This window comes from Paenibacillus sp. 01L418, assembly GCF_056400045.1.
Map to the genome: position 1 here is coordinate 46,326 of NZ_JBFTSN010000002.1, position 25,138 is coordinate 71,463.

A 25,138-nucleotide genomic window follows, 5' to 3' on the forward strand; every position below is an offset into this window, starting at 1 on the left:
ATCCAGAAAATGCATCCGAGCAATATTTCAACTCCGCTATCCGTAACATCTCTACCCGTTCCAGCAAGCAGTATGCCTGAAAAAAAGCCTAAAACAATGCAAATTAATACTTCGAGTAATTTGGATTTCATAATATGCTCCTTATACGTTTGTCATGAATCCGTTATTTTAAAATAGTACTCAGCGTTTCTGCATCCTCTTGCGACGTTTTTTTATAAGAATGAATGCCGCTTATATAAATCTCAGCGATGTCGTTCGTAAACCAAACCTCATATAATACCGCTTTTGCTTCTGAGCCATCGGTAGGTTGGAAATGCACTTTATAATCGGATGGTCTTGTCATTAGGAATTTAACTTCTTCCCATTCGCCTTTGTTTAAAATGTTCCTCACTGTAGAAACGGATTTCTTTTCGATTATTTCCTTATGATCTTCGTATTGGTTTTCCATGCCAACTCTTTTGGCAATGATCAATTTATCGCTTGATTTGGACAACGATTCCGTCAGGTGATCTTTGTTCACCTGCTCTGTATGAGTGGTTAAGCCATTGTTCGCTCCGGAGCTTTCGCAGCTTGCCAGCCCAAACAGGATAAGTAAGAATGTAAGTAGAAGACCATATCTCAACAAATGCACCTCCCCTTCATATAACCTACTGACTGTTAATAAGTGGATAAAGTTGCATATGAAACACACTAAAAAGATGAATTGGAATTTTATTTCCACAATGACACTTGTGTTGGCCTTATATAATGTGTTATATTACTACAAAATTAATTATCGGATCACGCCAGTGAAGAGAATCCAACTCGGAGGCGTTCTCGTCAAGGGGAGGGAAGCACCTTCCCCCTAAGTTTACCGGGCCCGCCCGTTATCGCGGAACAAAGAGGATTAAACAGTGCGTCTGTTTAGTCAATTTGGGTGGCACCGCGAGTAAAAACGCTCCTCGTCCCATTGGGATGAAGGGCGTTTTTTGTGTTTTTCTAATGAAAAGGAGCGCGGTTAGCATGTTGGACATGAAATGGGTTAGGCAAAATCAAGAGCAGGTACAGACGGTTGCGAATCAGAAGGGGATTCAGATTTCTATTGCAGAGCTGATGCTCTGGGACGAGAAGAAACGTCAGCTCATGCAGGAATCGGAAGCTTTACGGGAAATTCGCAACAAGCTCTCGAATCTTATCGGTACACTAGTGAGGCAGAATGCTCAAGCTGAAGTGGAAGAAACGAAGTATAAGGTCAAGGAAACAAATGAGAAGCTGGGCACAGTGGAAGCAGAGCTTGCGATAGTAGAGCAGCATGCAGCTGAGCTCATGGCGTTGGTACCTAATATCGTATCGCCAGACACGCCAGATGGACGATCGGACGCGGACAATATAGAGCAAAAGCGTGTTGGCGAAGCCCCGAGTTTTCCTTTTGAACCAAAGGATCATATGGCGCTGGGTGATCTGCACCAAATGATTGATGTGCAGCGAGGTGTGAAGGCAGCAGGCAGCCGCAATTATTACTTGAAGGGGGCAGGCGTTTTGCTCCATCGTGCCGTGCAGCAGCTGGCTGTCGATTTGCTGCTGAGAAAAGGCTTCACACTGCTGGAAGTACCATTAATGGTCCGCACCGAAGCGATGAAGCATACTGGCTTTTTCCCGCTTGGTGAGGATCAGACCTACCGGATTGCAGGCGAGGATAAATGGCTGGTAGGCACCTCGGAGGTACCTATGGTTACCTATTACGCGGACGAAATTATAGAGGTAGGAGAGCCAATCAAGCTGGCTGCTGCATCGGTATGCTTCCGCAGCGAGGTCGGCTCGGCTGGCAGAGATGTTCATGGTCTATACCGTGTACATCAGTTTGCCAAGGTCGAGCAGGTTATTTTGTGCGAGGCTGATCCGGCGTTGTCGGAGTCGCTGCTGCAGGAAATAACGGCTAATGCCGAGGAACTGCTTCAATGCCTTGAGCTGCCCTATAGAGTCATGGCAGTATGTACTGGCGATATGTCGCAAAAAACGTATAAGCAATACGATATTGAGACATGGATGCCAAGCAGGCAGGCCTACGGGGAGACGCATTCGTCGTCGAACCTGCATGATTTTCAAGCACGCCGCTCGAATATACGGTACCGTGCAGAGGATGGCTCGTTAAAATATTGCCATACGCTCAACAATACAGCAGTGGCTAGCCCGCGTATTCTCATTCCACTCATCGAGAATCATCAGGAGGAAGACGGCTCGATTCGTATCCCAGCTGCACTTCAGCCTTATATGAGAGGGCTGGAGAAAATAGCAATTAATGAATAAATTGAAAATGCGGTAAGGAGATGCTCAGCAGCATTTCCTTATCGCATTTTTTGGTTCTATTTACTTTGATAATGAAAAAAGGTTACTCGATTAGGGACAAAGCTAATAATTTGTTATGTGAGTGATGTATTTGTTATATGGAAACGCTTACCTTAGAGCTATACTTCAACTATCCGGTTGTAGTACATGAAGTGAAGAGCGGGATTTATATACTAGGGGGAAAAGCATTGAAGAAGAGAGGGGGGGCGCTTTGGATGCCCCGGTTGAAGGGGCGTGGGATATGGTTATTGAGGAAGCCAACGCATCAAGGTGCGGAGTGGATGGCTGAAGAATATGGAACTAGGGGAGTTTGGCGTCTATCGCACGGCAGACATGGCTTCCCGAGTGGTTTGGACGGAGACCGTACGCTTGGATGCAGAGCGACTAAGCATGCCTTAGGCCTACTGGGAATTCGGTGCCACCTTTGGTTTATATAATCGCACAACAAAAGAATGGAACAAAGAGCTAGTTGCAGCGCTATGATCATCACATTAAGGAGGATTTATATGAAATTTACTAAATCGTTCGCATTATTTATCGCTTTTGTCATGCTTATCACTATCATTCTTCCTCCCTCTCAGCAGGTGTTTGCTAACGAGAGTAGCACAACCATTCTCACTTCAGATTTTGAGAATGGAACAACACAGGGCTGGGCGCGTAAAGGAAACGAGTCACTAATAGTCTCAGGCGATGAATATCATAGCGGTTCTCATAGCCTATATATATCGGGGAGAAGCGAGGATTGGGAGGGACCCAATTACGTTTTAACGGAATTATTGGCTCCTAGCAGCACCTACTCCATTAGCGCTTGGGTTAAGCTAACCCCCGGTACAACGCCAGCTGATATTAAGCTTACAATGAAGAGCCGCATTGACGGRCAAAACCACTGGGAGCAGATAGGCACGGCGGATCAGAATGCCGCATCGCAATGGACCTTAATTAAACGGAATTATACGACAGGGAGCAAGAATGGCCAATATGATCTTTATGCAGAAGCCACGGCAGGTACCTCCTTTTATTTTGATGATGTTTCCATAGAGCTTGTTCCTGATTCAGAGGGCCCGGTGGGCGATGATCGACTGCTTATCGATTTTGAAGATGGAACGCTTCAGGGGTGGTTGCCGCGAATCGGACATGAGGCGCTGACCGTTTCCGCAGCCGAAGCCTATAGCGGCAGCAACAGTATGTTGGTAGAAGGGCGGAGCCGTACGTTTCATGGGCCAGCACTTGAGCTTAAAAATCACCTTCAAAAGAACAAGGAATATGAATTAATAGCCTATGTTCGATTAAAGAAAGAGCCAGCCTCTGACATCAAATTGCAAATGACGGCCTATAAGAAGTCCGGATCGGAGAGCTGGAATGCACTAGATACCATTACGATTAAGAAATCGGAGTGGCAGCAATGGTATGAGCTTAAGGGACAGCTTAATTACAGCGATTCTCCTTCGGAGCTAAAACTATTCATCGAAACGCCTTACATTACGGAGAATACTTCAGATACGCTATCTTTTTATGTAGATGAAGTAACAGTAGTCCCTGTTTCGGCGCTATCGATTCAAAACGATATCGTGTCCTTAAAGGATTATTTTAAGGATGACTTTCCAATTGGTGCTGCCGTCTATACCTGGCAAATGGAAGGAGCCTATGGGGAGCTTCTCAAAAAACATTTTAACAGCATAACGGCAACGTATGAAATGAAACCAAAGTTTATTTCCCCAGCTGAGAATCAGTATACATTCGATGCAGCCGATTATTACGTGAAATATGCTCAGGATAATGGAATGGGGCTGCGCGGACATGCTCTTCTATGGCATATTGATGCGGCCGAGTGGATGTTTACGGACAGCAATGGACAGCCTGCCAGCCGTGACTTGCTTCTGCAGCGCCTTCAGTCTTATATAGAGACGGTAATGACACGTTATAAAGGGAAAATATACGCATGGGATGTTGTAAATGAAGCTATCGCTGACAATGGGGGAGATGCGGACGGTGTTAGAATTTCACCGTGGTATACTCTCATAGGTCCTGATTACATCGAGAAGGCATTCGAGTTTGCTCGTGCTGCGGACCCTGATGCCAAGCTGTATTATAATGATTACTTCACAGAGGTTCCGGAAAAAAGAGAACATATCTATCAATTGCTAAAGCGTCTCAAAGATAAAGGTCTGATCGACGGAGTAGGCTTGCAATCTCACTATGGRTTGGTTACGCCGCCAATTGAGGAGGTTGAAAAGACAATCAAGCTGTTCTCTTCGCTAGGGCTAGATATTCAGGTTACCGAGTTGGATGTTGATAGCGGAGTGAGCATGGGTACGCCTATGCCTGATGACATAGCTGCAAAGCAAGCACATAGATATAAGGAATTGTTTGACTTATACAAAACCTATAAGGACAAGATTTCCTCTGTAACGATTTGGGGACTGCAAGACGAGAAATCCTACAATAATCAGGCTATGCTATTCGATGCGAATCTCCAGGCTAAGCTAGTCTACTGGGGAATTGTAGATCCACTTACACTTCCTATTATTACAAACCGTACGGTATCACTCATGGCAACGCCAACGGCGGGCGATCAGAATTCTACAGATTCCGTATGGAAAAAAGCTGTACAGACGCGGCTTAAACGCAGCGGCAGCGAGGCTGCAACGTTCCGTACCATATGGGATATGACCAATCTTTATGTTCAAGTAGAGGTTAAAGATGCTACCCGTGATGCAGCGGACAAGATAGAGCTGTTTGTGGATGAGAATAATGGAAAGTCGGCGGTTTACGAGTCAGATGATCGTCATCTTACTTTTAATCGGTCAGGCGCTGAAAATGGCGATAGCAGCTATAAAATAAAAGAAACAGCAACTGGTTATAAACTAGAAGCCGTTATTCCTTGGAAAGGCTTAGCGCAAGGAACGGAAGAAATCGGATTCGATATTCGTATTCAGGATGCATCGACAAGCGAGGTACTGCCGGTTTATTGGAATGACAGCACATTAAGTCAAGATCTGGACACAAGCAAGTATGGCGTCATTCAGCTTGCTAGTATGCCAAAAAGCGCACAGTCGATAAAAGGCACTGCACGTATTGATGGACAAATGGAAAGCGAGTGGGAAAAGGCAAAGCCATTCGCTGTGGATCTAACTAATAATAACAGCAAAGCAACGGCTCAAGCTCGCTCTATGTGGACGGATGACAGTCTGCTGCTGCTAATCGACGTAACCGATCCTTTGCTTAAATCAGACGATCCGCAGCCATGGCTGCAGGATTCAATCGAAATTTTCATCGATGAAAATCATCATCGTACATCGGCTTATCAATATGACGATGCACAATATCGGATAAATATTGATAATGCGGCAACTTTTGCTGGAAATGCTTCTCCTTCTCGTCTGGAGAGCGCAGTTGTAAAAACAGAGAAAGGCTACCGCATGGAAGTGAAGATCGCGCTGCCTGAGCTTCGTCCGAATAAAGATAGTGTAATAGGTCTGGACATTCAGGTGAATGACGATCAGGGCGAAGGAGTGCACAGCACCGCCAAATGGAACGATCCAACAAACGATTCATGGAGAAATACTTCTCAGTTCGGCATTTTGACTTTTGCCGAGTCAGAAAAGAACAGCGGTATCGATAATGGCGGTGACAAACCTGGAAGCTCTGGGCAATCTGGCAGCACTGCTAATCCTGTGATGACCATTACTCAGGAGAATTTTCAGAACGGGTCGCCTAATCAGGTAAGCATTAGCGTACCAGAAGGTAAGCATCATGTACGGCTGCCCCTTCAATTAGCTGGTCTATTAAAAGGCAGAGAGCTGGAGCTAGCCAAGGGGTCTGCTACACTAACAATTGATTCAAAAGTGCTCCAGCCCCTCATTGATCAGTTGAAGCCTGAATTGCGGAATGGAGCTGAGCTGTCGCTTCGTATGGAGCCTGCTAAAGAAGCTACAGGCAGTCAGCAGCTAAAAGGAGAGCAAGGGTTATCTGCGAAGTTTATTGGCGGAGAAAGCTGGTCCTTTGAACTGTCCTTAATAACGGGTGATGGTCGTGAGCTGAAGGTGGGCACATTTGATGGAGCTGTCACCTTATCTTTCTCCTATTTAGCGGAAGCCAATATGCAGAAGTCGCTCTTAGGCATTTACATGCTGAATGAACAGACCAATAAGTGGGAGTATGTAGGCGGGAAGAATGACGAAAAAACGAATCAGATCTCTGTTGATCTTGCGCATTTCAGTAAGTACGCGCTGCTTGAATATGATAAGATCTTCAATGACGTTAATTCAAGCCACTGGGTATACGAGCCGTTGAAGGTGCTGTCTGCAAAACAGAATGTGAATGGCCAAACCGCTGCTCTCTTTGCTCCAGACAAATCTATTACGCGAGCGGAGTTTACCGTTCTATTGGTACGCCTGCTTGGACTTAAAGAGCAAGGGGCCTCCAGCTTCAAAGACGCTGCGGAAGGAACTTGGTTCTCGTCGGCGGTTAATGCTGCCTTTCACGCAGGAATTGTTAAGGGTGTRTCAGCGGATCGGTTTGCTCCGCTTGCAAACATTACCCGTGAAGAAATGGCGGTTATGCTTGCCAATGCGTATGCATACCAAGCAAAAACGAAACCTGAGGAGACTAACGTCGAGCTAGTATACGTAGACAAAGCTAACATCTCAGCATGGGCGGAGAACGCTGTTTCTATTGTTTCTTCGCATGGAATGATGAAGGGCAAGGATGACCATCGTTTTGTTCCTAGTGAGCATACTACTCGAGCAGAGTCAGTTCAAGCTTTATATAATATGCTCATGATCCTGAATACAAGCAAATAATGAATGGATTTAATGACGCCAAGCTCTCTTCTATAGAAGGGGGCTTGGCGTTTTATTTGTATTCAAACAGCGTCAGCTCGGATATTAACAATTTGTTATCGATGCTTATGATTTATCATAGTAGCGTCTCTAGGCGCCACTTATAATGAGAACAGACGATAGGACAGATAGGGTTTATGTCATTCAAACAGAAGGGAAGCACACAAATGAAGAAATCAATAACGCCAGCAGATGCCCTTGCAGAGACCGCTCCACAGCTGTCTAAACGCACGGATCGCCGCTCCAAATGGCAAAGGGCGTTGGTGCTGGATGCGATGCTGCTGCCAGCGGTTATCCTTACTTTAATCTTTGCTTACATTCCAATGTTCGGACTCGTAATTGCTTTCCAAGATTTCAAGCCTTGGCTAGGATTTTCCCAATCCAATTGGATTGGCTTGGAGCACTTTCGTTACCTTTTCAGTACGCCAGAGTACGTACAAGTCATTTGGAATACCGTTATTATAGCCGGAATGAAGATGGTTTCAGGACTCATCGCTCCGTTTACCTTCGCTCTCTTGCTCAATGAAGTGAGAAAGGCGGCTTTCAAACGGACGGTACAGACGCTGGTTTACTTGCCGCATTTCCTTTCTTGGGTCATCATAGGGGGCATCTTGCTGGACATGCTGTCCAGTGAAGGACTCGTCAATCAGTTTCTAGGCGCGGTGTTCGGTTTAAAACCGATATTCTTCCTCGGCGACGGCAATTGGTTCCGATTTATCGTTGTTGTAAGCGATGTCTGGAAGGAGTTTGGATTTGGAACGATCGTATTCCTTGCTTCACTAGCAGGAATTAATCCGTCATTGTACGAGGCGGCGGAAGTAGACGGAGCGAACAGATGGCATCAAACCTTGTTCATTACCATCCCAGCACTTATCCCAATTACAATCGTGGTTGGAACACTCTCTTTAGGCAATATATTGAATGCGGGCTTTGACCAAATATTCAATCTGTATAATGCATTGGTTTTCGACAAAGGGGATATTATTGATACGTTTGTCTATCGTATCGGTATCATAGACGGCAAGTTCGGATTCTCCACAGCAATAGGGCTTTTCAAATCGGTCGTAGGCTTCGTGCTTATCGTCGCAGCTTACCGCTTGGCTTACAAACTGGCCAATTACCGTATTTTCTAGAAAGGATGAACCGACAGTATGTATCATAAATCGAACACCTACAAATTATTCACAGTGATCAACTATACGTTCCTAACTATATTATCTATTGCTTGTATTATTCCATTAATTCATATTTTAGCTGTTTCATTCAGTGGGAAAGCAGCTGCGAACGCTAATTTGGTCGGATTGCTGCCCGTTCAGTTCACGGTTGAAGCCTATAGCAAGACATTGGAGAATGAGAATTTTATTCGCTCTCTGTGGGTGGCTGTTCAGCGTACTACATTAGGCACGCTGATCAGCATGGTACTCGTTACGCTCGCGGCGTATCCATTATCTAAAGAAGCTTACCATTTTAAACGCAGAAGTATTTATACGTGGTTTTTCGTATTCACTATGCTGTTCAGCGGTGGCTTGATTCCCTTCTACATTCTTATTCAAAAGCTGAACATGATGAATACGCTTTGGGTGCTTATCATTCCTGGAGCTGTATCAGTATGGAATATGATACTCCTTCTTAATTTCTTTCGTGGGGTGCCTAAGGATTTGGAGGAAGCCGCATTCATCGATGGAGCCGGCCATCTGAGAACACTATTCAGTATTTATTTGCCAGTATCGATGCCTGCAATTGCTACACTATCGTTATTCTCAATGGTTGGTCATTGGAATTCCTGGTTTGATGGTCTAATCTTTATGACTGATCATAAAAACTATCCACTTGCGACTTTCCTGCAGACCATTATCGTACAGCAAGACTTCAGCAAAGTGACGGTGCGTCCTGAAGACTTGGAAAATATTTCACAAAGAACCGTAAAGGCTGCTCAAATCTTTATCGGCATGGCACCCATTCTCCTTGTGTATCCGTTCCTTCAAAGATTTTTCGTCAAAGGAATTGTACTTGGTGCCGTGAAGGAATAATGGATTTGCTTCATGAGAGGGGTGTTGCTGCACAGTAGGATCTATCTATGATTTGGTTGGAAGGGTCAAAGCAAACCAAATAAATTCCATTGGGGGAAATAAAGATATGCTAACTAAATTGAAAAAGCCGGCTGTTATGGTTATGACAGGGGCAATGCTGATGGCATCGCTTGCAGCTTGCGGCAGCAATAAAGACGATCAAACAGAAGGAAAGGCCGATAATGATTCCTTTTATTCAGCGAAGTTCGACAATGGAAAATATGTGGAGCCTGTTTCCATTACGACGGTCTTCCCTATTACAACCAATTTGAAATTCAAAAATGGCGAAAATATTGATAATAACGTTCATACAAAGTGGGCGAAAGACACTTTGGGTATTGATATTAAGTACTTATGGACGGTCAGCGATCAAAACAATGCCTACCAAACGAAGCTTAGGCTGATGCTTACCTCGGGGCAGGAAATGCCGGATATTATTTCATTCAGGGGCGATCCAACGCTGATTGCTGATTTAATTTCGAGCGGGCAGTTTGCGGATGCAGGAGAACTGTTCGATAAATATGCTTCCGATACCTATAAAGAAGCAATGGCACAGGACCCAACGGTTTGGAACCCGTACATGCGTGATGGAAAACGAATGGGAATTCCGATTTTGGAGAATGCCTACAATAATGATCCAGTCATGTATATTCGTGAAGATTGGTTGAAAAAATTAAACTTGAAGGCTCCTCAGACGATCGATGAGCTTGAAACGGTAATGGAGGCCTTTACTAATCAGGATCCAGACGGTAATGGCAAGAAGGATACCACAGCTTTATCCGTTGGCTTTAAAAACAATTTGAATACTTGGATGTCCGAGACAGGATGGGTGTTTGGCATGTTTGGCGTAATGCCAAACCAATGGAACGTAGGGGCCGATGGCAAGCTTGCCTATGGTTCTATTCAGCCAGAGATGAAGCCTGCACTCTCCAAGCTGCAGGATTGGATGAAGAAGGGCTACATTTCGCAAGAGTCGGGACTGTATGATGAAGTAAAGGCTTCAGAAGCTTTCACAGCTGGCAAATCAGGTATCATTGTTGGCCCTTATTGGATGACAGGCTGGCCAATTCCCGATTTGAAAACAAATGTCCCTACTTCTGAATATAAGCCGTATCCGCTGCCTGCTGGTCCTGATGGCAAGGTTGGCCGTCATGGAACTCCAATTAGCACAGGTGCGGTTCTTATCAATAAAAACATGAAAAATAAAGATGCATTCTTCGTCTATCAGAATTACCTATTTGACAACTGGGCAAACCCTGATGGGGATGGTCCATTCTCTAAAGGCTTCGCAAAAGGGTATGACTATGATATTGGCCCGAACGGTGAGATTTACCGCGAGCAGGATAGTGATAAAATCCCTGGCGGTTGGGTAGATGCCATACGATATACACTAACCTTTGATGGAGCCATCATTCCTTTTCTTCGTATCAACGGGTTAGCAAAACTAGCGAACGGCGAAAAGCCGTCCACGCCGTATGAAGAGACGCTTACTACCTCTATTCCAGAGCAAATGCAAGCGGCGAAGATTGTTGTTGATCAGAAGGATGCTATTATGCCTAGTATGTTTACTGGTACTCCTACGGAGACGCAGCTATCCAAAGGCGATATGCTAAGCAAGCTGGAGAAGGAAGTACTGAACAAAATCATTTATAATAAAACCTCGGTTGATGAATTCGATGCTTTTGTTGAAAGATATAATTCTTCAGGCGGAGCGAAAATAGCGGAAGAAGTCAACAAATGGTACGATGAAATTAAGTCAAAATAAATAACAGCAAGAAGGGCGGCTCATTTATGGGCTGCCCTTCTTGCTGTTATTTAATTCAACTAGGTCTTATCCCGAAAATCCTGAGGGGTCATACCATGCTGCTCCTTGAATACCTTAATGAAGTATTGTGAATTTGAATAACCGAGCTTATCCGAAATTTCGTATACCTTATCGGTTGAATTTCGGAGCAAAGCAACGGCATGCTCCATCTTCACACTGAGAATATACTCACTCAGGCTGCTGCCGCTCAGCTGCTTGAACAGCTTGGATACGTAAACAGGATGGAGGGATACGCAATCGGCTATCGATTGCAGGCTGACTGTCGACAGATGAGATGAAATAAATACTTGGATCTCTCGAATAATTGCTTGTTGTTGACTAGAAACGTCTTTCTCCAGCTTCTCCTTTAGTGTTAAGGCAAGCTGTTTTGCCCATTCAATAAGCTGACAAAGTGAGCGGAACGTTTGTCTATACATAAGCGCATTTCCCGCTACATCTGACAGGAGAACATTGTTTCTATGAGCTATGTAATGGAAGGAGGACATGAGCACCGTACTTATTGCATCCAAATGCTCTTCCGTTTGCTCGGATAAAGCGCTGAAAGCTTCCTCAACTTGGTTCAATCTGTCTTCAAATCCGTCCCATTGGCTGGTTTCCAGCAGATGGATAAACGTAGGCGGATCATATAATACGTTCATGGATCGAACGTAGGATACTTGTGACGGCTGCTCGGCAAGCGCTAGAAAATAGCCTGTACCGTTTCCGACTTGCTTTCTGATTGCTGTGACTGCATTCTCATGCATATGGCGAAGATCACTACTGAATTTTCCCGGATAGGTAAGGATGACCGATATGCCGCCCCCCAAGTATTCATTCACATTACGATGCAATTGGAGTGAACGACTGGTAAGCTCCTTTAATAGACTTTCAGAGTTCTGAAACCCGTCTGTTTGTTTTGCTTTGAGCGTAAATATAAGATAATCATAAGCATCTCGGCAATGCCAAGTCTCGAAGGAGTCCTCGAGCAGCTCGCAAGCGATGTTTGTCACTGCATATTCGAAAAGCAGCAGGCTGTTTTGTCCATAGCGGTTGAAATGCTCCTCCAGACGAATGACAAGAAGAAAGACATCATCGTCTTTCCCATAGGTCAGTGAGAAGCTGGAAAGCTTGTCGACAAGAGCCTCCTCCGAGTAGTTCTTGCCTTGCAGCAGCTCATTAAGGAGCTTGTCCTTCATGACAGGAAGATGCTCCCGGAACGTGAATAAAGCCTGCTCGTAGGATGCGGTCTGCTCCATCTCCTCTTTCATGATATTTATCGTTTCTTCAAGACAGAGGCCGAGCTTATTATGATCAAGCGGCTTAATTAAATAGTCTACGACCCCCTGCTTTATCGCCTCCTGGGCATATTCGAATTCCGCATAGCCAGTAAGCAGAATGCATTTGATTGCCTTATTAAATTCTTTAACTCGTGAAATGAGCTCTAGTCCAGTCATTCCTGGCATGGCAATATCTGTAATGAGAATATCAATAGAATTCCGTTCAATGACCTGCAGCGCCTCTATGCCGGAATAAGCTGTATATACCTTTTCAACCCCATATTTGGTCCAGGGGAAGGCAATTTCTAGATCATCGACGACATAGGATTCGTCATCAACTAATAATACTTGTAGCATGGTTGTCCTCCTGCTTTTGAATTGTAATGATATAACAAGTTCCTTCGGCTAATTTAGATTGAATAGTCAGCCCAGATCTCTTTCCAAAATATAGCTTGATACGCTGGTGTACATTCCTCATGCCTGTACCTACCTTATTCTCAGAAAATATGCGTTCCTCAATATGTTGATTAACGATAGAGAGTCTATCCTCCGCTATTCCGACTCCGCTATCTTGAATCAATATACGCAGGGACTGCTCGTCCTCCTCCGCACTAATCTTGATATGACCGGGATGCAGAGAGGGTTCTATGCCATGCTGAATGCAATTCTCGACAAGCGGTTGAAGGATCATTCTAGGCAAGCGATACATACACATGGATGGTGGGATTTCAATAGAGAAGGTCATCGACCGTTTACGCAACTGTAAAATGGACAAGTAGTGCTCAACGAAGACAAGCTCCTCGTTAATGGTAGAATCGATATTTTCAATTTTGTGAACGTATCTGCAATAAGCTCCGAGATGAAGCGTCATCGCAGTTACGGATTCATGGTCCTCGATGCTGGCTTTACTCTGAATATAATTCAAGCAGTTATACAAAAAATGGGGATTAATTTGAGCTTGGTATTGCTTAAGTCTTGCTTCGGTAACTTCCAGCTCTGCAACGAGCACCTGCTCAATGAGTCGCTGCGTATTCTCGGCCATACGATTAAAGGAGTTGCCAAGCATTCTGAACTCGGTTGCATGAAGATCGATGACACGACTAGAAAAATCACCGCGATCAAATTTGTCAATAGCCTTCCTTAGTACAATAACAGGTGTCTGCACTTGCCTGCGCAGCACGAGGCTATACATCAGTGAAATAAGCAGCAGCACAATGATGGAAAATATAAAAAGAATATTATTTTGAGAAATAGGCTCAATGAACTGACGCATAGGGTGGTAATCTATAAAGTACAAATCAAGCAAGTCAGATTTCATATAGTTGAGCAGGTATTCAGTTCCATTGTCGTCGACCGATAAAAAGCCGCTCTTTCCCTCAATTAACGGAATAATTCGGCCTGTCGTATCCTCCAGTAGAGGGGAATTACCAGTTTGGATAATCGTTTTGTTAAAAGAATCATAAAGCAAAGGGGTTCCGGATGAGTACTGCTTCATCATTTTAAGTAGATTATCCAAAGACACTCTTGTTTCAATAAGCAATGGACCGATATGGCTCCGGGTCAAATTAGAATAATATCCAGTACCATCCTTCTCCCAGTGCACGACCCACTTATTCAGCCGTTGGGAGGGCGGATTATAGGTTGAGAAGGATAATGTACTGTCGGAAGAGACGGTTTCCTTCAAATCAGGGTAGTAGAGAGTGATCGTGTTGTTCCAGGATGTAGAGGCACTGTTGAGAGCGAGCTTGTCAATAATAGCTAATTTCGCTTCGTACTTGGAATAGGCATCCCCGAATTGCAGGACATAGGGATATCCTCTGACCGAATGGTCTTCAGACATGGTCGTCGTATTCATAAGGACTTGCTCGAACTGGGTGGAGAGTTGTGAGGTCATGAATTTGACTTCACCAATTTTGTTTTTCTTTAGTTCTTCTTGGATGTCCGTTACATTAAGCCGATATATAATCCAGAAAATAATGATGATTAAGAAGAACATGAGCAGTAGCCCTAGCATCAGCTTTTGAAATATAGAAAGACCAGCATTCATGATTAATATTCCTCCGGAAATTTAAATAGCAGCACCTTCTATTTTACTATATTTTAATAAGCATGGTGGGAATTGTACTAATAATTAGGCATTAATCAGCTTATTTTGCGCACTAAATAAAAGGCTGCGCCAGTTTCAGCGCAGCCTTGTGGGAATTAATAATTTAATTAGTTCTATTTAGCTGTATTTCGTTTGTAACGAATATAACATAGCTGCATTGATGTTTTCTCCATAGGTCTACTTAATGCCTACCTTAGGCAAAGACTTGCCTTGTATAACGAGGCCAACACCCTCCGCACAGACGCCATATTTTTCCCAAGGGCAGGTCATACATAGATGACTGATGTCCTCAGGCACCATCGTTTTAGCTACGCGGTCACATATGGACTGCCAGCTTCCTCGCTCAGCTACTTGGAGCCCAAGCTTTGCGAGTATCGCTGCATCCAAGCTGTAGACGGTTCCCTCGCAATGATAGGCTTTGTCCGGCGGATATGCTTTGCAAACATCGTCTGGGCCTAAAATAATTTCAATTTCAGTTTCAGGCTTTGCGAGCAGCAATTCGTAAATGGCAGTCATATTGACGCAGAAATCATCCGAATAACCCATACCTCGGTAGCCTAGTAGACAAAGCAGATGGTGTCCTCGTAATCGAATCGTCATAGAAGTACCGCTCCTCATGCAAAAAAATCCTATATGTTAACCATTTTATCATAATAAAAGGTTTACATATAGGATTTTATCTAGCTATTCATTAAGTTAATGAGCGAATAAGAGAAAACGATTTATTTTCCTAAATATTTTTCTTGAATGATGTTCAAATGATGAGTCTCATGTCCGGCAATAATGTAAGCGAGAGCTCTAGCGGAGATATTGCCGCCATTAGCTACGCCAATGCGAAGCCATGCTTCATCCGACAAGCCGCGCAACAAAGCGAGAGTAGCCCGGCGAACCGAGATGTAGTCCTCGATAATCTGTGATAAAGACCATTCTTGAAAGGTGGCGCCGTTCATAAATTCGTCCTGATCATAGCCGGCAAGAGGTGTCTTGTCACCCCGTGCGATTCGAAGCAAACGGTAGCTCATGACGCGCTCATTATCCGAGATGTGACCGATGACTTCCTTAAGCGTCCATTTTCCTTCCGCATAGCGGTAATTAGCCTGCTCCTCGGGAATATCGGAAAGCAATTCAGTTGTGCTTGCGAGCTGTTTTGTCAGCCATTCCGTAACAGATCCTTCGCCTACTAGGCCGATATACTGTTCATAATAATCAAAGTATTCATCCCGTGACGGTCGTTGTGTCATGCGTAAAGCCTCCCATTCATATTGAAGAGCATTTATTTTCCAAAAGCTTTCATTATTTTTATCGGCTATCCGCTGCGTTTTTTATAGCGGTATTGCCCTGGAGTAATTCCCTCTTGTTTGCGGAAGGAACGGATGAAGTTTTGCGGATTATTGTAACACAGCTTTGCAGCGATGTCTTTAATTGGCAGCTCGCTATCAGCGAGCCATTGTTTTGCCATTTTGAAACGGTACATCGACAAATACTCGCTAAACGAATAATTCGTCTCCTTACGGAAAACGCTGCTTAAATAATTGGCATTATAGTGAAGCCGCGATGCACATTCTTCTAGCGTAAGATCGGTGTCGTACAAATGCTGTACGAGGTCAATGATCTTCTCCGAAATGTTGTGGTACTGCGCCTCCTGACGATCCTTGAATATGTTGATCATTGGATAAACAACGCTAGTCCAGAACCAATCATCGATCTCGGCAGAGGTATGCAGCTCAAGCAGCTCCTCAAGCAGGGAACCCTTTAACGGATGGATTTGATTAAGGCTTACGCCTGATTCCTGCATAACGATCAACAGATTATTGAGCAGCCGGGCAAGCGGAATTTGATATTCCTGCGGCGATAGCTCCACGACAAATACCGCCTGCAAAAAAGCTCGCAGCAGCTCCTTTGATTTATCCTTCTCGGCCAGCTTAATCGCATCGATAAGCTCATTCTCGATATGCCCTGGGTAGTTGAGATTCAAATAATGTTTGCCGGCATTCACATTCTCATACTGAATAATGATGCCTTCGCCTAATTTCATGCGCTGCTTCAGTGCCTCAAGGCCTTCTCTGTACGCTGTCGACAGCGATGAGAAGGAGTCGAACGGCAAGCTCATGCCAATGCTGACCTGCACGTTTAGGTAGCTTGCGATCTGCTGCTGCAGATGCTCCGTTAACGCGTATTTTGCATTGTGGAAAGCTTCCTTGCCCACTTCTGCGCTGCCGATAATCGTCACAATCGTTTGATCCATAATGATCGGGGCAAGTCGCTGCTCGAAGGGAATAAGCTCCTCGATGATGTTATGGACAGCGAATAGGAGCAGCTCCAAATCACTTTTGGAGTAACGGCTGTTATCAGGAAAATCAATTTGCAGCGTAATCGCGGCCATCGTTTTCCACTCTTTTAGCTGAGAGCCATAGCCGAATTGAGCCAGCTTCTCCGGAATTTCACTTGACTTGATGTTGCCTTGGAAGGCTTTCATGAAGAAGAAGGTGCGCACTTGATGAATATGCTGCCTAACCTCTTTTTCAAGCTCGGATTTGGACTGGAATAAATGGGTGACGCGTTCGCCAATCGCTTGGAATTCATTTGTTTTCCGCTTCTGAATGTCGGTTAGACGCTCGCCGATTTGATTCAAAAGCAATTGAATTGGCGAATACATATGCCGTGAGCCGATCCAAGCGAGCAGCATGGATAGCGTGAGCATAAATAGACATACATAAAGTGTATACGTGCCAATTTTATTTGATTCCTTCGTCATGCCGGCAATGGACGTGGCAGAGAGATAGATCCAGCCGTTAAGGTCGGAACGGTAATAGGTGACGGAATAATCCTTCTGTTCAATCGATTGTGTAAACTGCCCAGAGGGCTCAGTGAGCTGTCCCATATGCAGTCCGCTCTCGAGCACAGGCTTGCCGATTAATGCTTGGTCGGGATGGAGCAGAATACGGTATTGATCATCCAAAATCATAATGGTCGAAAAAGGGTCCTCATCGCTCTTTAGCAGCTCCTGCAAGCTGCAGGTCGGAATGTTGGCGAGCGCCAAGCCGTATTTTTCAAGCCCATTGGTCGGCAGCTTCTTCACGAGGCTGATGCTGTAGCTGCAAGCAGCGCTTTCCGCGGCTTCCTCACTATAAAACCAGCTGGACGGGTTAAGCACCCACGAGGTTCCTTCGGGCATTTGCATAAGGCTGGACAGCTCATCGAAATAAGCATATTGTTCAAACGAATATAGTCCGGAATTTTTGATCATCCAGTTATGGCGCTCATTGATCAGGATGACATCCTCAAGCTTGGTGTCAAAGGATTGCATATGGCGGATCTCGTTCCGCAGGTCATCATACATCACAAAATCGTTGACGGTTAGCGGCTGATTCATCGCTTTTTTGAGCACGGTCGAGTTAATAACCTGATTCAGCGTGTGGTTGACAGTCGTCAATTTCTGCTCTACATTGGAGTTGATTTGCATGATAAGCTGCATTTTCCCACGGTTTACATTTTTCTGAATTTCACTGGAAGAGGTCGCATACGAGAATGCGCCGATAAAAATGACGGGAAGCGTGCTGAGCAGAAAGCCGAAGATCGTCATCTTGCTTAAAAAGGTTAAAGATCGCACAGCTATCAACACCTTGTCTAGTAATGAGCGAGCATTAGCTTTATTTTAGTAAACGCATACATTTTGAGCAATAATCATCTATCGCGCAAATAATCATTTCCTTAGATTATGAAGAGAAAAGGCTGATAAGACAAGGGGGATTAAGGTGGTAATCCATTCACGGAACATAGGAGTACGCGCAGGCTGTCGCTTTTTTATCGTGCTGCTTATCCTTTTCATTTGCGCTTCATGCACCGCATCTTCTGCTCCAAATGAGCGAAAAGACGCAAACACAAAAACGACGATCTCCATTATGGCACCGCTGCACTTTCCCCATCCGCCAAGTGAAGAGATCATTGCGCTCATCGAGGATTTAACAAATGTGAAGCTTGATATTAACTGGGTACCGGACGGCATCTACACAGATAAAATGAACACAGCCCTCTCCACAAATTCGCTGAAGAAGGCGACTTTCGTGAAGCATACCGATTATATTTTTGTGAAAAATGCCATTCGCTCGGGCTCATTCTGGGAGATCGGCCCTTATTTGGAGCGGTTCCCGAATTTAAGGCATTTGAATAGCGGCATTTTGGGGCAATCCGCAATAGATGGCGGCATATACGGGCTTTACACGGAGCGGCCATCGTCTAGACAAGGCGTTATTATAAGGGAAGACTGGCTGGATAATCTCAAGCTGGACAAGCCGGGAACGATTGAGGAGCTGTATGAGGTCATTCGGCAGTTTACGCTCGGTGACCCGGACCGCAATGGGATAAAGGATACCGTCGGGCTGGCTGACCGTAATGATTTGGTATTTGGGGCCTTTAAGACGCTGAGCTCTTATTTCGGCACGCCGAACAACTGGGGTATCGTCGATAAGAAGGTAGTTCCAGAGTTCGAAACGGCAGCCTACATGGATACGATGAATTTCATGAAGAAGTTGTATGATGAGCAGCTCATTAACGCGGATTTTGCGGTAACGAGCAAGGAGATGCAGCGGGCTAACATTATACGAGGTGCAGCAGGCGTATATATCGGCAGCATGACCGACGTGCAGCGGCTCTCGGATGAAGCGAAGCAGATCAATCCTGCTGCGCGCTTCACCTTGGTGAATCGCATTCAAGGACCGGAAGGGTATCGTGTCTGGTCGATTCCGAATTATAACGGGCTATATTTATTTTCCAAAAAGGCGATTCGGACGGAGGAGGAGCTGCTGGAGCAGCTTGCGTTCTTCGACCGTACGATGGATAAGGATGTTGCCAATCTTATGCGGTATGGGATAGAAGGCAAGCACTATCTTATGGAGGGTGAAGAGGTTCAACTGCCTGAAGAGACGTCGCAGCTGCGCGTAACAGAGGTCAACGCGCTTTATCCGCTTATGATTGCCGATCTAAGCAATCCGAATGTACTTAAGGTAGCAGAGAAAGAAACGATGTGGGAGATGGCGGAGCGTCTCAGCGCAGATAACGATAAGTTTCTCGTGACGGATAAGGTTATTGGCCTTGAATCGAAGACTTACGATGAGAAGAGCATGGAGCTGTACAAAATCATTTCCGACGCGACATACAAATATATTCTCGGACAGATTAGTATGGAAGGATTTTATCAGGAGGTCGAACGCTGGAAGCGCAGCGGAGGCAGCTTAATGATTAGCGAGTATACGGATGCATATTTCAAGAAGCAATGAGCGGGCCGGATTCCAAGTAACAGCATATTAAAAGAGAAGTAGGCAATATCATTATTTATAGAGCAGCTAAGCAGGTTATTTATTCCCTGCGTGGCTGCTATTTTTTTGCTTATAAAAAATAGAAGTGAATTCATATGAGCACAAAGAACTAGGTATAAATATCGATTTTAAAATAAAAAAGATATATTATTGTCGAAAAATCCCGTAAATTGTTTAGAAATTGCATAGAACAGCAGTATATAATAAGAATCTGCTTAAGTATTGGCAGAAGTGAATAAGACGACATGGAGTGTGACGTATGATGAAACCTGATTTTTTCCAAGAAGTACATAAACTCGGATATGATAACGAATGGAGATACCAGCTGCTTATACGAGGTCTGCGCAACATACAAGAAGAGAAAAAGACCCAAGGTTTTTTTAAGAAGCTGGAGAGAAGATTCGTGAACAAATATAAGAAGATCAAGGTTTCTGCTTGGAAGTAAAGGGCGCCATGAAATAAGTGCCATTTCATATAAACTACATGATTTGAGGGTGAAGAGCGATCTTCACCCTTTTTGTGTTGCGGTATTTAGTCAAAAGTGTCACCAGAAGCGGCAATAATCATTAGCTCAGATGCCTCTAAAACGATATGCCATATGAACAAATGATTGTTTCGGCACTCTTCTTCCAGGTGGTAGCTTGAAGAGGTAGCAACCAAAACGATATATGGAGGTCAACGCTGTATGAAGAAAAAATCGTTTTCGATTCTGATGGGCGTAGTTTTAACATTTAGTTTATTGCTCGCAGCTTGCTCAAGCGGCAGCAATAACGGAAAAAATAGTACGCCGCCAGCAGCAACCAATGACAGCGCAGCAAAGACGGAAGAGACAGACAAACCGGCAGAGCCGGAGAAGCCGACTGAAATTACGATCATGCTGCCTCTTAACATCGCAGAGACACCGCCAGATACAATCAAAAACGAGCTGGAGAAGCTGACGAACACAAAACTAACGTATCAATTTTTTCCGGCAGACACGTATGAGGAGAAGCTGAACGCATCCTTTGCGACGGGTTCGCTGCCGCAGGTTACTTATTTGAAGAACCAAGCGACCTTCGTTCAAATGAAGGAAGCGATCAGAGACGGTCAGTTTTGGGAAATTGGCCCTTATTTCAGCGAGTTTCCTAACCTGAGCAAGCTGAAGGAAGAGATTTTGAACAATACAAAAGTGGATGGCAAGCTATATTCGCTATACATCGGCAGACCGCTGGCTCGCCAAGGCATTATTTATCGCAAGGACTGGGCAGATAAGCTTGGCCTCGCCGCACCTGCTAACGTGGATGAGCTGTTTGCGATGATGGAGAAATTTACGACAGGCGACCCGGATGGCAACAACAAGCCGGACACGATTGGTTTAGCTGACCGGAACGATCTCGTATATGGTGCGTTCAAAACGGCCTCCGCATGGTTCGGCACGCCGAACAACTGGGGTGAGCGGGACGGCCAGCTTGTTCCAGAGTTTACGACGCCTGAATATGCAGCCACGATGGATTTTATCAAAAAAATTCGCGACGCCAAAGCGATGAACGTAGACTTTGCAGCGACAAGCAAAACAGATCAAGTCAATATGTTCACGAGCGGCAAGGCAGGCGTATACATCGGCTCCATGCAGGATGTGGACTCACTAGTGAAGGACCTTGTTAAAAACGTGCCGACCGCAGTCGTTGATACACACAGCATGATTGCTGGACCAGACGGGAAGCTGGCATCATGGTCCATTCCGGGCTACAACAACGTAGCGTTATTCCCGAAATCTGCGATTAAAGATGAAGCCGAGCTGAAGAAGATTTTGGCTTACTTCGATAAGCTGATGACGCCGGAAGTGGCGAACATGATGTTCTGGGGCATTGAAGGCACTCATTATACGGTAGTGGATGGCAAGGCAAAAGCATCGGCAGATAAAGAGCTGACGGAGCGCGAGGTCAAAGGCTTTAAGGACAGCGTTATTGGTGAGCCGGAAACAAACGGTATGTACGATGGTTTCCACGAGCTTCCGGCGAGAATTCATGCGGAGCAGCTCATTATCGAGAACGAGAAGATCGCCATTGCCGATCCTACTGCGCCGCTTGATTCGAAAACGTATACCGAGAAGGGCACGGAGCTTCAGGAAATTATAAAGGATGCCACTTACAAATATATTTATGGATCGATTGATAAGGCTGGATTCGACAAAGCGGTTGAGGATTGGAAGAAGCGCGGCGGGGCTCAGATTATCGAGGAATACAATGCTGCTTACAAAAAATAAAGAATAGCCCATAGAGGCTGCTCGCATGCTCGAGCAGTCTCTATAACCTCCCGTGGAAAGGAAGAACCCATATGCAAGAAGCTCATCAGGAAAACGCGGTTCAACTGGCAAGGGTACCTCAGCCTAGAACGAGCGAGCTTAAGAAGCGGCTTTGGAAAAACAAATGGCTCTATGTCATGCTGCTGCCGGGCGTACTTTTCTTCATTATTTTTAAATATATTCCGATGTTTGGGCTTGCTATTGCCTTTCAAGACTATAAGCCGTTCAAGGGTATTGGCGGGAGTGAATGGGTGGGCTTCAAGCATTTTGAACGTTTGTTCACCGAGCCTGATTTTTTGAACATTTTAACGAATACACTGCTGCTGTTTGGCATGAATTTATTATTTTATTTTCCGATCCCGATCCTGCTGGCGCTTATGCTGAACGAGGTTCGATTCTCTTTTTTCAAACGGACGTTTCAGACGCTTGTGTATTTGCCGCATTTTATGTCTTGGGTCATTATTGTGTCGATCAGCTTCGTCATGCTAACGTCGGACGGCGGTATTGTGAACGAGCTGCTTGAGTACTTTGGATTCGAAAAAGTCAATTTCCTGCTCAGTCCCGAGTGGTTCAGACCAACCTATATCATTCAGGTGATCTGGCGGGAAGCGGGTTGGGGAACGATCATATATTTGGCGGCCATCGCCTCCGTCGATCCTGGCCTCTATGAGGCAGCACGGATGGATGGAGCGGGCCGGCTTAGACAGGTATGGCATATTACGCTGCCTGCCATTCGTAGCGTTATTATTATTTTGCTCATTCTAAAGATCGGCGATGTGCTTGAGCTTGGGTTCGAGCATGTGTACCTGCTGCTGAACTCGATGAATCGTGAGGTTGCTGAGATTATCGATACCTATGTCTATACGGCTGGACTTAGACAGGGGAAATTCAGCTACAGCACGGCGATTGGCTTCTTCAAATCCTTTATCGGGCTTGTGCTTGTAATGACGGCCAATAGGCTCGCGAAGAAGATGGGCGAGGAAGGCATCTATTAGGATAAGGCGCTCGAAGGTTAAGTCGCCAGAAGCTTCACTACAAAAACTTAAGGAGGATTCAGCATGGTAGAGGATAAAACGTTTAGCGGGCGGCTATTTTCCATTGTGAACTTCACGCTCCTTGCCATTATCGCGCTCGTTACGGTGCTTCCGTTTCTGCATGTTGTTGCCGGATCATTCAGCACAAGCGCCGAGATGGCGATGAAGAAGTTCATCCTCGTGCCAACGATTTGGAGCTTTGATGCCTATAAATTCATTTTCTCGACCAATACGATTTTTCGTGCCATGACGGTATCGACCGGCGTTACGATCGTCGGCACCCTGTTCAGCATGTTCACAACAGCGTTGATGGCCTATGGCTTGTCGCGAAGAGATCTCGACGGACGCAAGGGAATTATGTTTCTCGTTGTATTTACGATGCTGTTCAGCGGAGGGCTCATTCCGACATTTCTTGTTGTGCGCGAGATGGGGCTGATCGACAGCTATGCAGCGCTCATTATCCCGTCGGCAATCAGCGCGTTCAACCTTATTATTTTGAAAAACTTTTTTCAAAATATACCCGAAGGGCTTGAGGAATCGGCCAAAATCGACGGCTGCAACGACTTCGGCATCTTGTTCCGTATCGTGCTTCCGCTATCGATGCCCGCGATCGCTACCATTTCATTATTTTACGCGGTCACCTATTGGAATACGTATCTCAGTGCGATTCTGTACTTGGATGACAGCGCCAAGTGGCCGATTCAGGTGCTGCTCCGCCAAATCGTCGTGCTGGCTAGCGGCCTAGACTACAGCTCTGACCTGGATGCAGCAGTTCCGCCGCCGGATCAGACGGTGAAGATGGCTGTCATTGTTGTAGCGACGCTGCCTATTCTGATCGTATATCCGTTTTTGCAAAAGCATTTCGCTAAGGGTGCGATGCTGGGCTCGATTAAAGGTTGATGTTGTTTGAGCTTGAACTGTAACAGTGGAAAATGGAGAGGAGTACTGTTTGGATGCGAAATGATGTGAAATTGACACCTATCGATTGGGCGAGAGCCGCTTGTGATTCATTAATGGACACCTATTTGCCAGAAAAGCTTCCTCCTGCTGGCCGCTGGCATTATCACCAAGGCGTGTTTCTTTGCGGGATGGAGATGCTGTGGCAAGCGGAGGGGGATGAACGTTACGCTGCTTATATTAAGCGCTACGTAGACAAGCTGGTGGATGAATGCGGCAACTTTGATTTTGCCCGTGACGAGCTGGATGCTATCCAAGTGGGGCTGTTATTGTTCCGTTTAGATGATCAAGGCGATGAGCGCAAATACCGAATCGCAGCCGATAAGCTGCGCAGCCTGTTCGACACGCTGCACCGCACCTCGGAGGGCGGCTTTTGGCACAAGGATAAATATGCCTACAATATGTGGCTGGACGGCTTGTATATGGGCGGAGTATTTGCGCTAAAATATGCGAACGCCTACGGAGAAATAGCGCTGCGCGATATGGTTCTGCATCAAGAGCAGCTGATGCGACGCTATATGAGGGATGAGAAGACGGGGCTGCTCTATCACGCTTGGGATGAGAGCAAGCAGATGCCTTGGGCAGATCCTGAGACCGGCTGTTCGCCAGAGTTTTGGGGTCGGTCACTTGGCTGGTATGGTCTTGCAGTCGCTCAGTTTCTTGATGAAATAGCGGAAGGCGAAGCGGGACGTGCTGAGCTGGAAGCCGTGCTGGCTGATTTCTCTCAGTCGCTGATTAAGTATCAGGATGGAGAGAGCGGACTCTGGTATCAGGTCGTGGACAAAGGCCATTTGGCTGATAATTGGCTGGAAACTTCTTGTACTTGTTTGTTCGTTTATACGCTAGCAAGAGCCTACAAGCTTGGCCTTGTAGGAGATGAGTGCTTGGATGCGGCAAGGCGCGGGTTTGAAGGGCTTGTTCGAGTGGTGCAGTCTGACGAGCAGGGACGTTTCATCCTGCCGGATATTTGCATCGGCACCTCGGCTGGCGACTATGAAAACTACGTCACGCGCCCAACGAGCCAGAACGATCTGCACGGCGTCGGGGCTTTCATTATGGCATGTGTTGAGATGGAGTCGCTTGTTGATCGGAAGGAGTAGCGTATAAAAGAGAAAGCTCTGCGGC

The 25,138-nt window shown here is 45.5% G+C and carries 18 protein-coding genes; 12 read left to right on the forward strand and 6 right to left on the reverse strand.

Annotated elements, in window-relative coordinates:
- Positions 1-163: 163 nt before the first annotated feature.
- Positions 164-622, reverse strand: a complete 459-nt coding sequence (locus AC1DSE_RS00600; protein WP_477511274.1) for a hypothetical protein — start codon at positions 620-622, stop codon at positions 164-166.
- A gap of 380 nt (positions 623-1,002) precedes the next feature.
- Between AC1DSE_RS00600 and serS the strand changes: the two genes are divergently transcribed.
- The 6 genes from serS (at position 1,003) to AC1DSE_RS00630 (ending at position 11,000) form a co-directional block, all read left to right on the forward strand.
- On the forward strand, positions 1,003-2,286 hold the full coding sequence (gene serS, locus AC1DSE_RS00605; protein WP_477511273.1) for a serine--tRNA ligase: 1,284 nt from the start codon (positions 1,003-1,005) through the stop codon (positions 2,284-2,286).
- 227 nt (positions 2,287-2,513) lie between these two features.
- Complete coding sequence (locus AC1DSE_RS00610; protein ID WP_477511272.1) at positions 2,514-2,762, forward strand: hypothetical protein; 249 nt, start codon at positions 2,514-2,516, stop codon at positions 2,760-2,762.
- Positions 2,763-2,831: 69 nt separating this feature from the next.
- Positions 2,832-7,127: an endo-1,4-beta-xylanase gene (locus AC1DSE_RS00615; protein WP_477511271.1), complete on the forward strand. Its 4,296-nt coding sequence runs from the start codon at positions 2,832-2,834 to the stop codon at positions 7,125-7,127.
- A 206-nt stretch (positions 7,128-7,333) separates the two neighbouring features.
- Complete coding sequence (locus AC1DSE_RS00620; protein WP_477511270.1) at positions 7,334-8,299, forward strand: ABC transporter permease; 966 nt, start codon at positions 7,334-7,336, stop codon at positions 8,297-8,299.
- An 18-nt stretch (positions 8,300-8,317) separates the two neighbouring features.
- Complete coding sequence (locus AC1DSE_RS00625) at positions 8,318-9,196, forward strand: carbohydrate ABC transporter permease (protein ID WP_477511269.1); 879 nt, start codon at positions 8,318-8,320, stop codon at positions 9,194-9,196.
- 106 nt (positions 9,197-9,302) lie between these two features.
- Positions 9,303-11,000, forward strand: coding sequence for an extracellular solute-binding protein (locus AC1DSE_RS00630; protein ID WP_477511268.1), 1,698 nt, complete (start codon positions 9,303-9,305; stop codon positions 10,998-11,000).
- Between the two features lie 59 nt (positions 11,001-11,059).
- Here AC1DSE_RS00630 and AC1DSE_RS00635 read toward each other — a convergent pair whose 3' ends face one another.
- From AC1DSE_RS00635 to AC1DSE_RS00655, 5 genes are all read right to left on the reverse strand, one after another.
- On the reverse strand, positions 11,060-12,673 hold the full coding sequence (locus tag AC1DSE_RS00635) for a response regulator transcription factor (RefSeq protein ID WP_441874611.1): 1,614 nt from the start codon (positions 12,671-12,673) through the stop codon (positions 11,060-11,062).
- A complete protein-coding gene (locus AC1DSE_RS00640; RefSeq protein WP_477511267.1) occupies positions 12,651-14,363 on the reverse strand; it encodes a sensor histidine kinase in 1,713 nt (570 codons plus the stop codon). The genes AC1DSE_RS00635 and AC1DSE_RS00640 overlap by 23 nt, the downstream gene beginning before the upstream one ends.
- Before the next feature lie 237 nt (positions 14,364-14,600).
- On the reverse strand, positions 14,601-15,023 hold the full coding sequence (locus AC1DSE_RS00645) for a DUF1284 domain-containing protein (RefSeq protein WP_441874613.1): 423 nt from the start codon (positions 15,021-15,023) through the stop codon (positions 14,601-14,603).
- A gap of 122 nt (positions 15,024-15,145) precedes the next feature.
- Positions 15,146-15,664 carry a DinB family protein gene (locus AC1DSE_RS00650; RefSeq protein ID WP_441874614.1) on the reverse strand — a complete coding sequence of 173 codons (519 nt, stop codon included), beginning with the start codon at positions 15,662-15,664 and terminating at the stop codon, positions 15,146-15,148.
- 65 nt (positions 15,665-15,729) lie between these two features.
- Positions 15,730-18,033 (reverse strand): AraC family transcriptional regulator, encoded by a 2,304-nt coding sequence (locus AC1DSE_RS00655; RefSeq protein ID WP_477511266.1) that lies wholly within the window; start codon positions 18,031-18,033, stop codon positions 15,730-15,732.
- A gap of 145 nt (positions 18,034-18,178) precedes the next feature.
- Here AC1DSE_RS00655 and AC1DSE_RS00660 point away from each other — a divergent pair, with 145 nt between their 5' ends.
- The 6 genes from AC1DSE_RS00660 (at position 18,179) to AC1DSE_RS00685 (ending at position 25,113) form a co-directional block, all read left to right on the forward strand.
- A complete protein-coding gene (locus AC1DSE_RS00660; RefSeq protein WP_441874616.1) occupies positions 18,179-19,699 on the forward strand; it encodes an extracellular solute-binding protein in 1,521 nt (506 codons plus the stop codon).
- A 298-nt stretch (positions 19,700-19,997) separates the two neighbouring features.
- Complete coding sequence (locus AC1DSE_RS00665) at positions 19,998-20,183, forward strand: hypothetical protein (RefSeq protein WP_076266352.1); 186 nt, start codon at positions 19,998-20,000, stop codon at positions 20,181-20,183.
- A gap of 240 nt (positions 20,184-20,423) precedes the next feature.
- Positions 20,424-21,983, forward strand: coding sequence for an extracellular solute-binding protein (locus AC1DSE_RS00670; RefSeq protein WP_441874617.1), 1,560 nt, complete (start codon positions 20,424-20,426; stop codon positions 21,981-21,983).
- Between the two features lie 71 nt (positions 21,984-22,054).
- Complete coding sequence (locus AC1DSE_RS00675) at positions 22,055-23,017, forward strand: ABC transporter permease (RefSeq protein WP_441874618.1); 963 nt, start codon at positions 22,055-22,057, stop codon at positions 23,015-23,017.
- Positions 23,018-23,080: 63 nt separating this feature from the next.
- A complete protein-coding gene (locus tag AC1DSE_RS00680; protein WP_477511265.1) occupies positions 23,081-23,956 on the forward strand; it encodes a carbohydrate ABC transporter permease in 876 nt (291 codons plus the stop codon).
- Between the two features lie 53 nt (positions 23,957-24,009).
- Positions 24,010-25,113: a glycoside hydrolase family 88/105 protein gene (locus AC1DSE_RS00685; protein ID WP_441874619.1), complete on the forward strand. Its 1,104-nt coding sequence runs from the start codon at positions 24,010-24,012 to the stop codon at positions 25,111-25,113.
- Positions 25,114-25,138 lie beyond the last annotated feature (25 nt).

What these genes read in the sequence shown, in the direction of transcription:
- serS (WP_477511273.1), top strand. Translation starts at nt 1,003, where the DNA reads ATGTTGGACATGAAATGGGTTAGGCAAAATCAAGAGCAGGTACAGACG.
- AC1DSE_RS00620 (WP_477511270.1), top strand. Translation starts at nt 7,334, where the DNA reads ATGAAGAAATCAATAACGCCAGCAGATGCCCTTGCAGAGACCGCTCCA.
- AC1DSE_RS00625 (WP_477511269.1), top strand. Translation starts at nt 8,318, where the DNA reads ATGTATCATAAATCGAACACCTACAAATTATTCACAGTGATCAACTAT.
- AC1DSE_RS00630 (WP_477511268.1), top strand. Translation starts at nt 9,303, where the DNA reads ATGCTAACTAAATTGAAAAAGCCGGCTGTTATGGTTATGACAGGGGCA.
- AC1DSE_RS00635 (WP_441874611.1), bottom strand. Translation starts at nt 12,673, where the DNA reads ATGCTACAAGTATTATTAGTTGATGACGAATCCTATGTCGTCGATGAT.
- AC1DSE_RS00640 (WP_477511267.1), bottom strand. Translation starts at nt 14,363, where the DNA reads ATGAATGCTGGTCTTTCTATATTTCAAAAGCTGATGCTAGGGCTACTG.
- AC1DSE_RS00645 (WP_441874613.1), bottom strand. Translation starts at nt 15,023, where the DNA reads ATGACGATTCGATTACGAGGACACCATCTGCTTTGTCTACTAGGCTAC.
- AC1DSE_RS00650 (WP_441874614.1), bottom strand. Translation starts at nt 15,664, where the DNA reads ATGACACAACGACCGTCACGGGATGAATACTTTGATTATTATGAACAG.
- AC1DSE_RS00665 (WP_076266352.1), top strand. Translation starts at nt 19,998, where the DNA reads ATGATGAAACCTGATTTTTTCCAAGAAGTACATAAACTCGGATATGAT.
- AC1DSE_RS00670 (WP_441874617.1), top strand. Translation starts at nt 20,424, where the DNA reads ATGAAGAAAAAATCGTTTTCGATTCTGATGGGCGTAGTTTTAACATTT.
- AC1DSE_RS00675 (WP_441874618.1), top strand. Translation starts at nt 22,055, where the DNA reads ATGCAAGAAGCTCATCAGGAAAACGCGGTTCAACTGGCAAGGGTACCT.
- AC1DSE_RS00680 (WP_477511265.1), top strand. Translation starts at nt 23,081, where the DNA reads ATGGTAGAGGATAAAACGTTTAGCGGGCGGCTATTTTCCATTGTGAAC.
- AC1DSE_RS00685 (WP_441874619.1), top strand. Translation starts at nt 24,010, where the DNA reads ATGCGAAATGATGTGAAATTGACACCTATCGATTGGGCGAGAGCCGCT.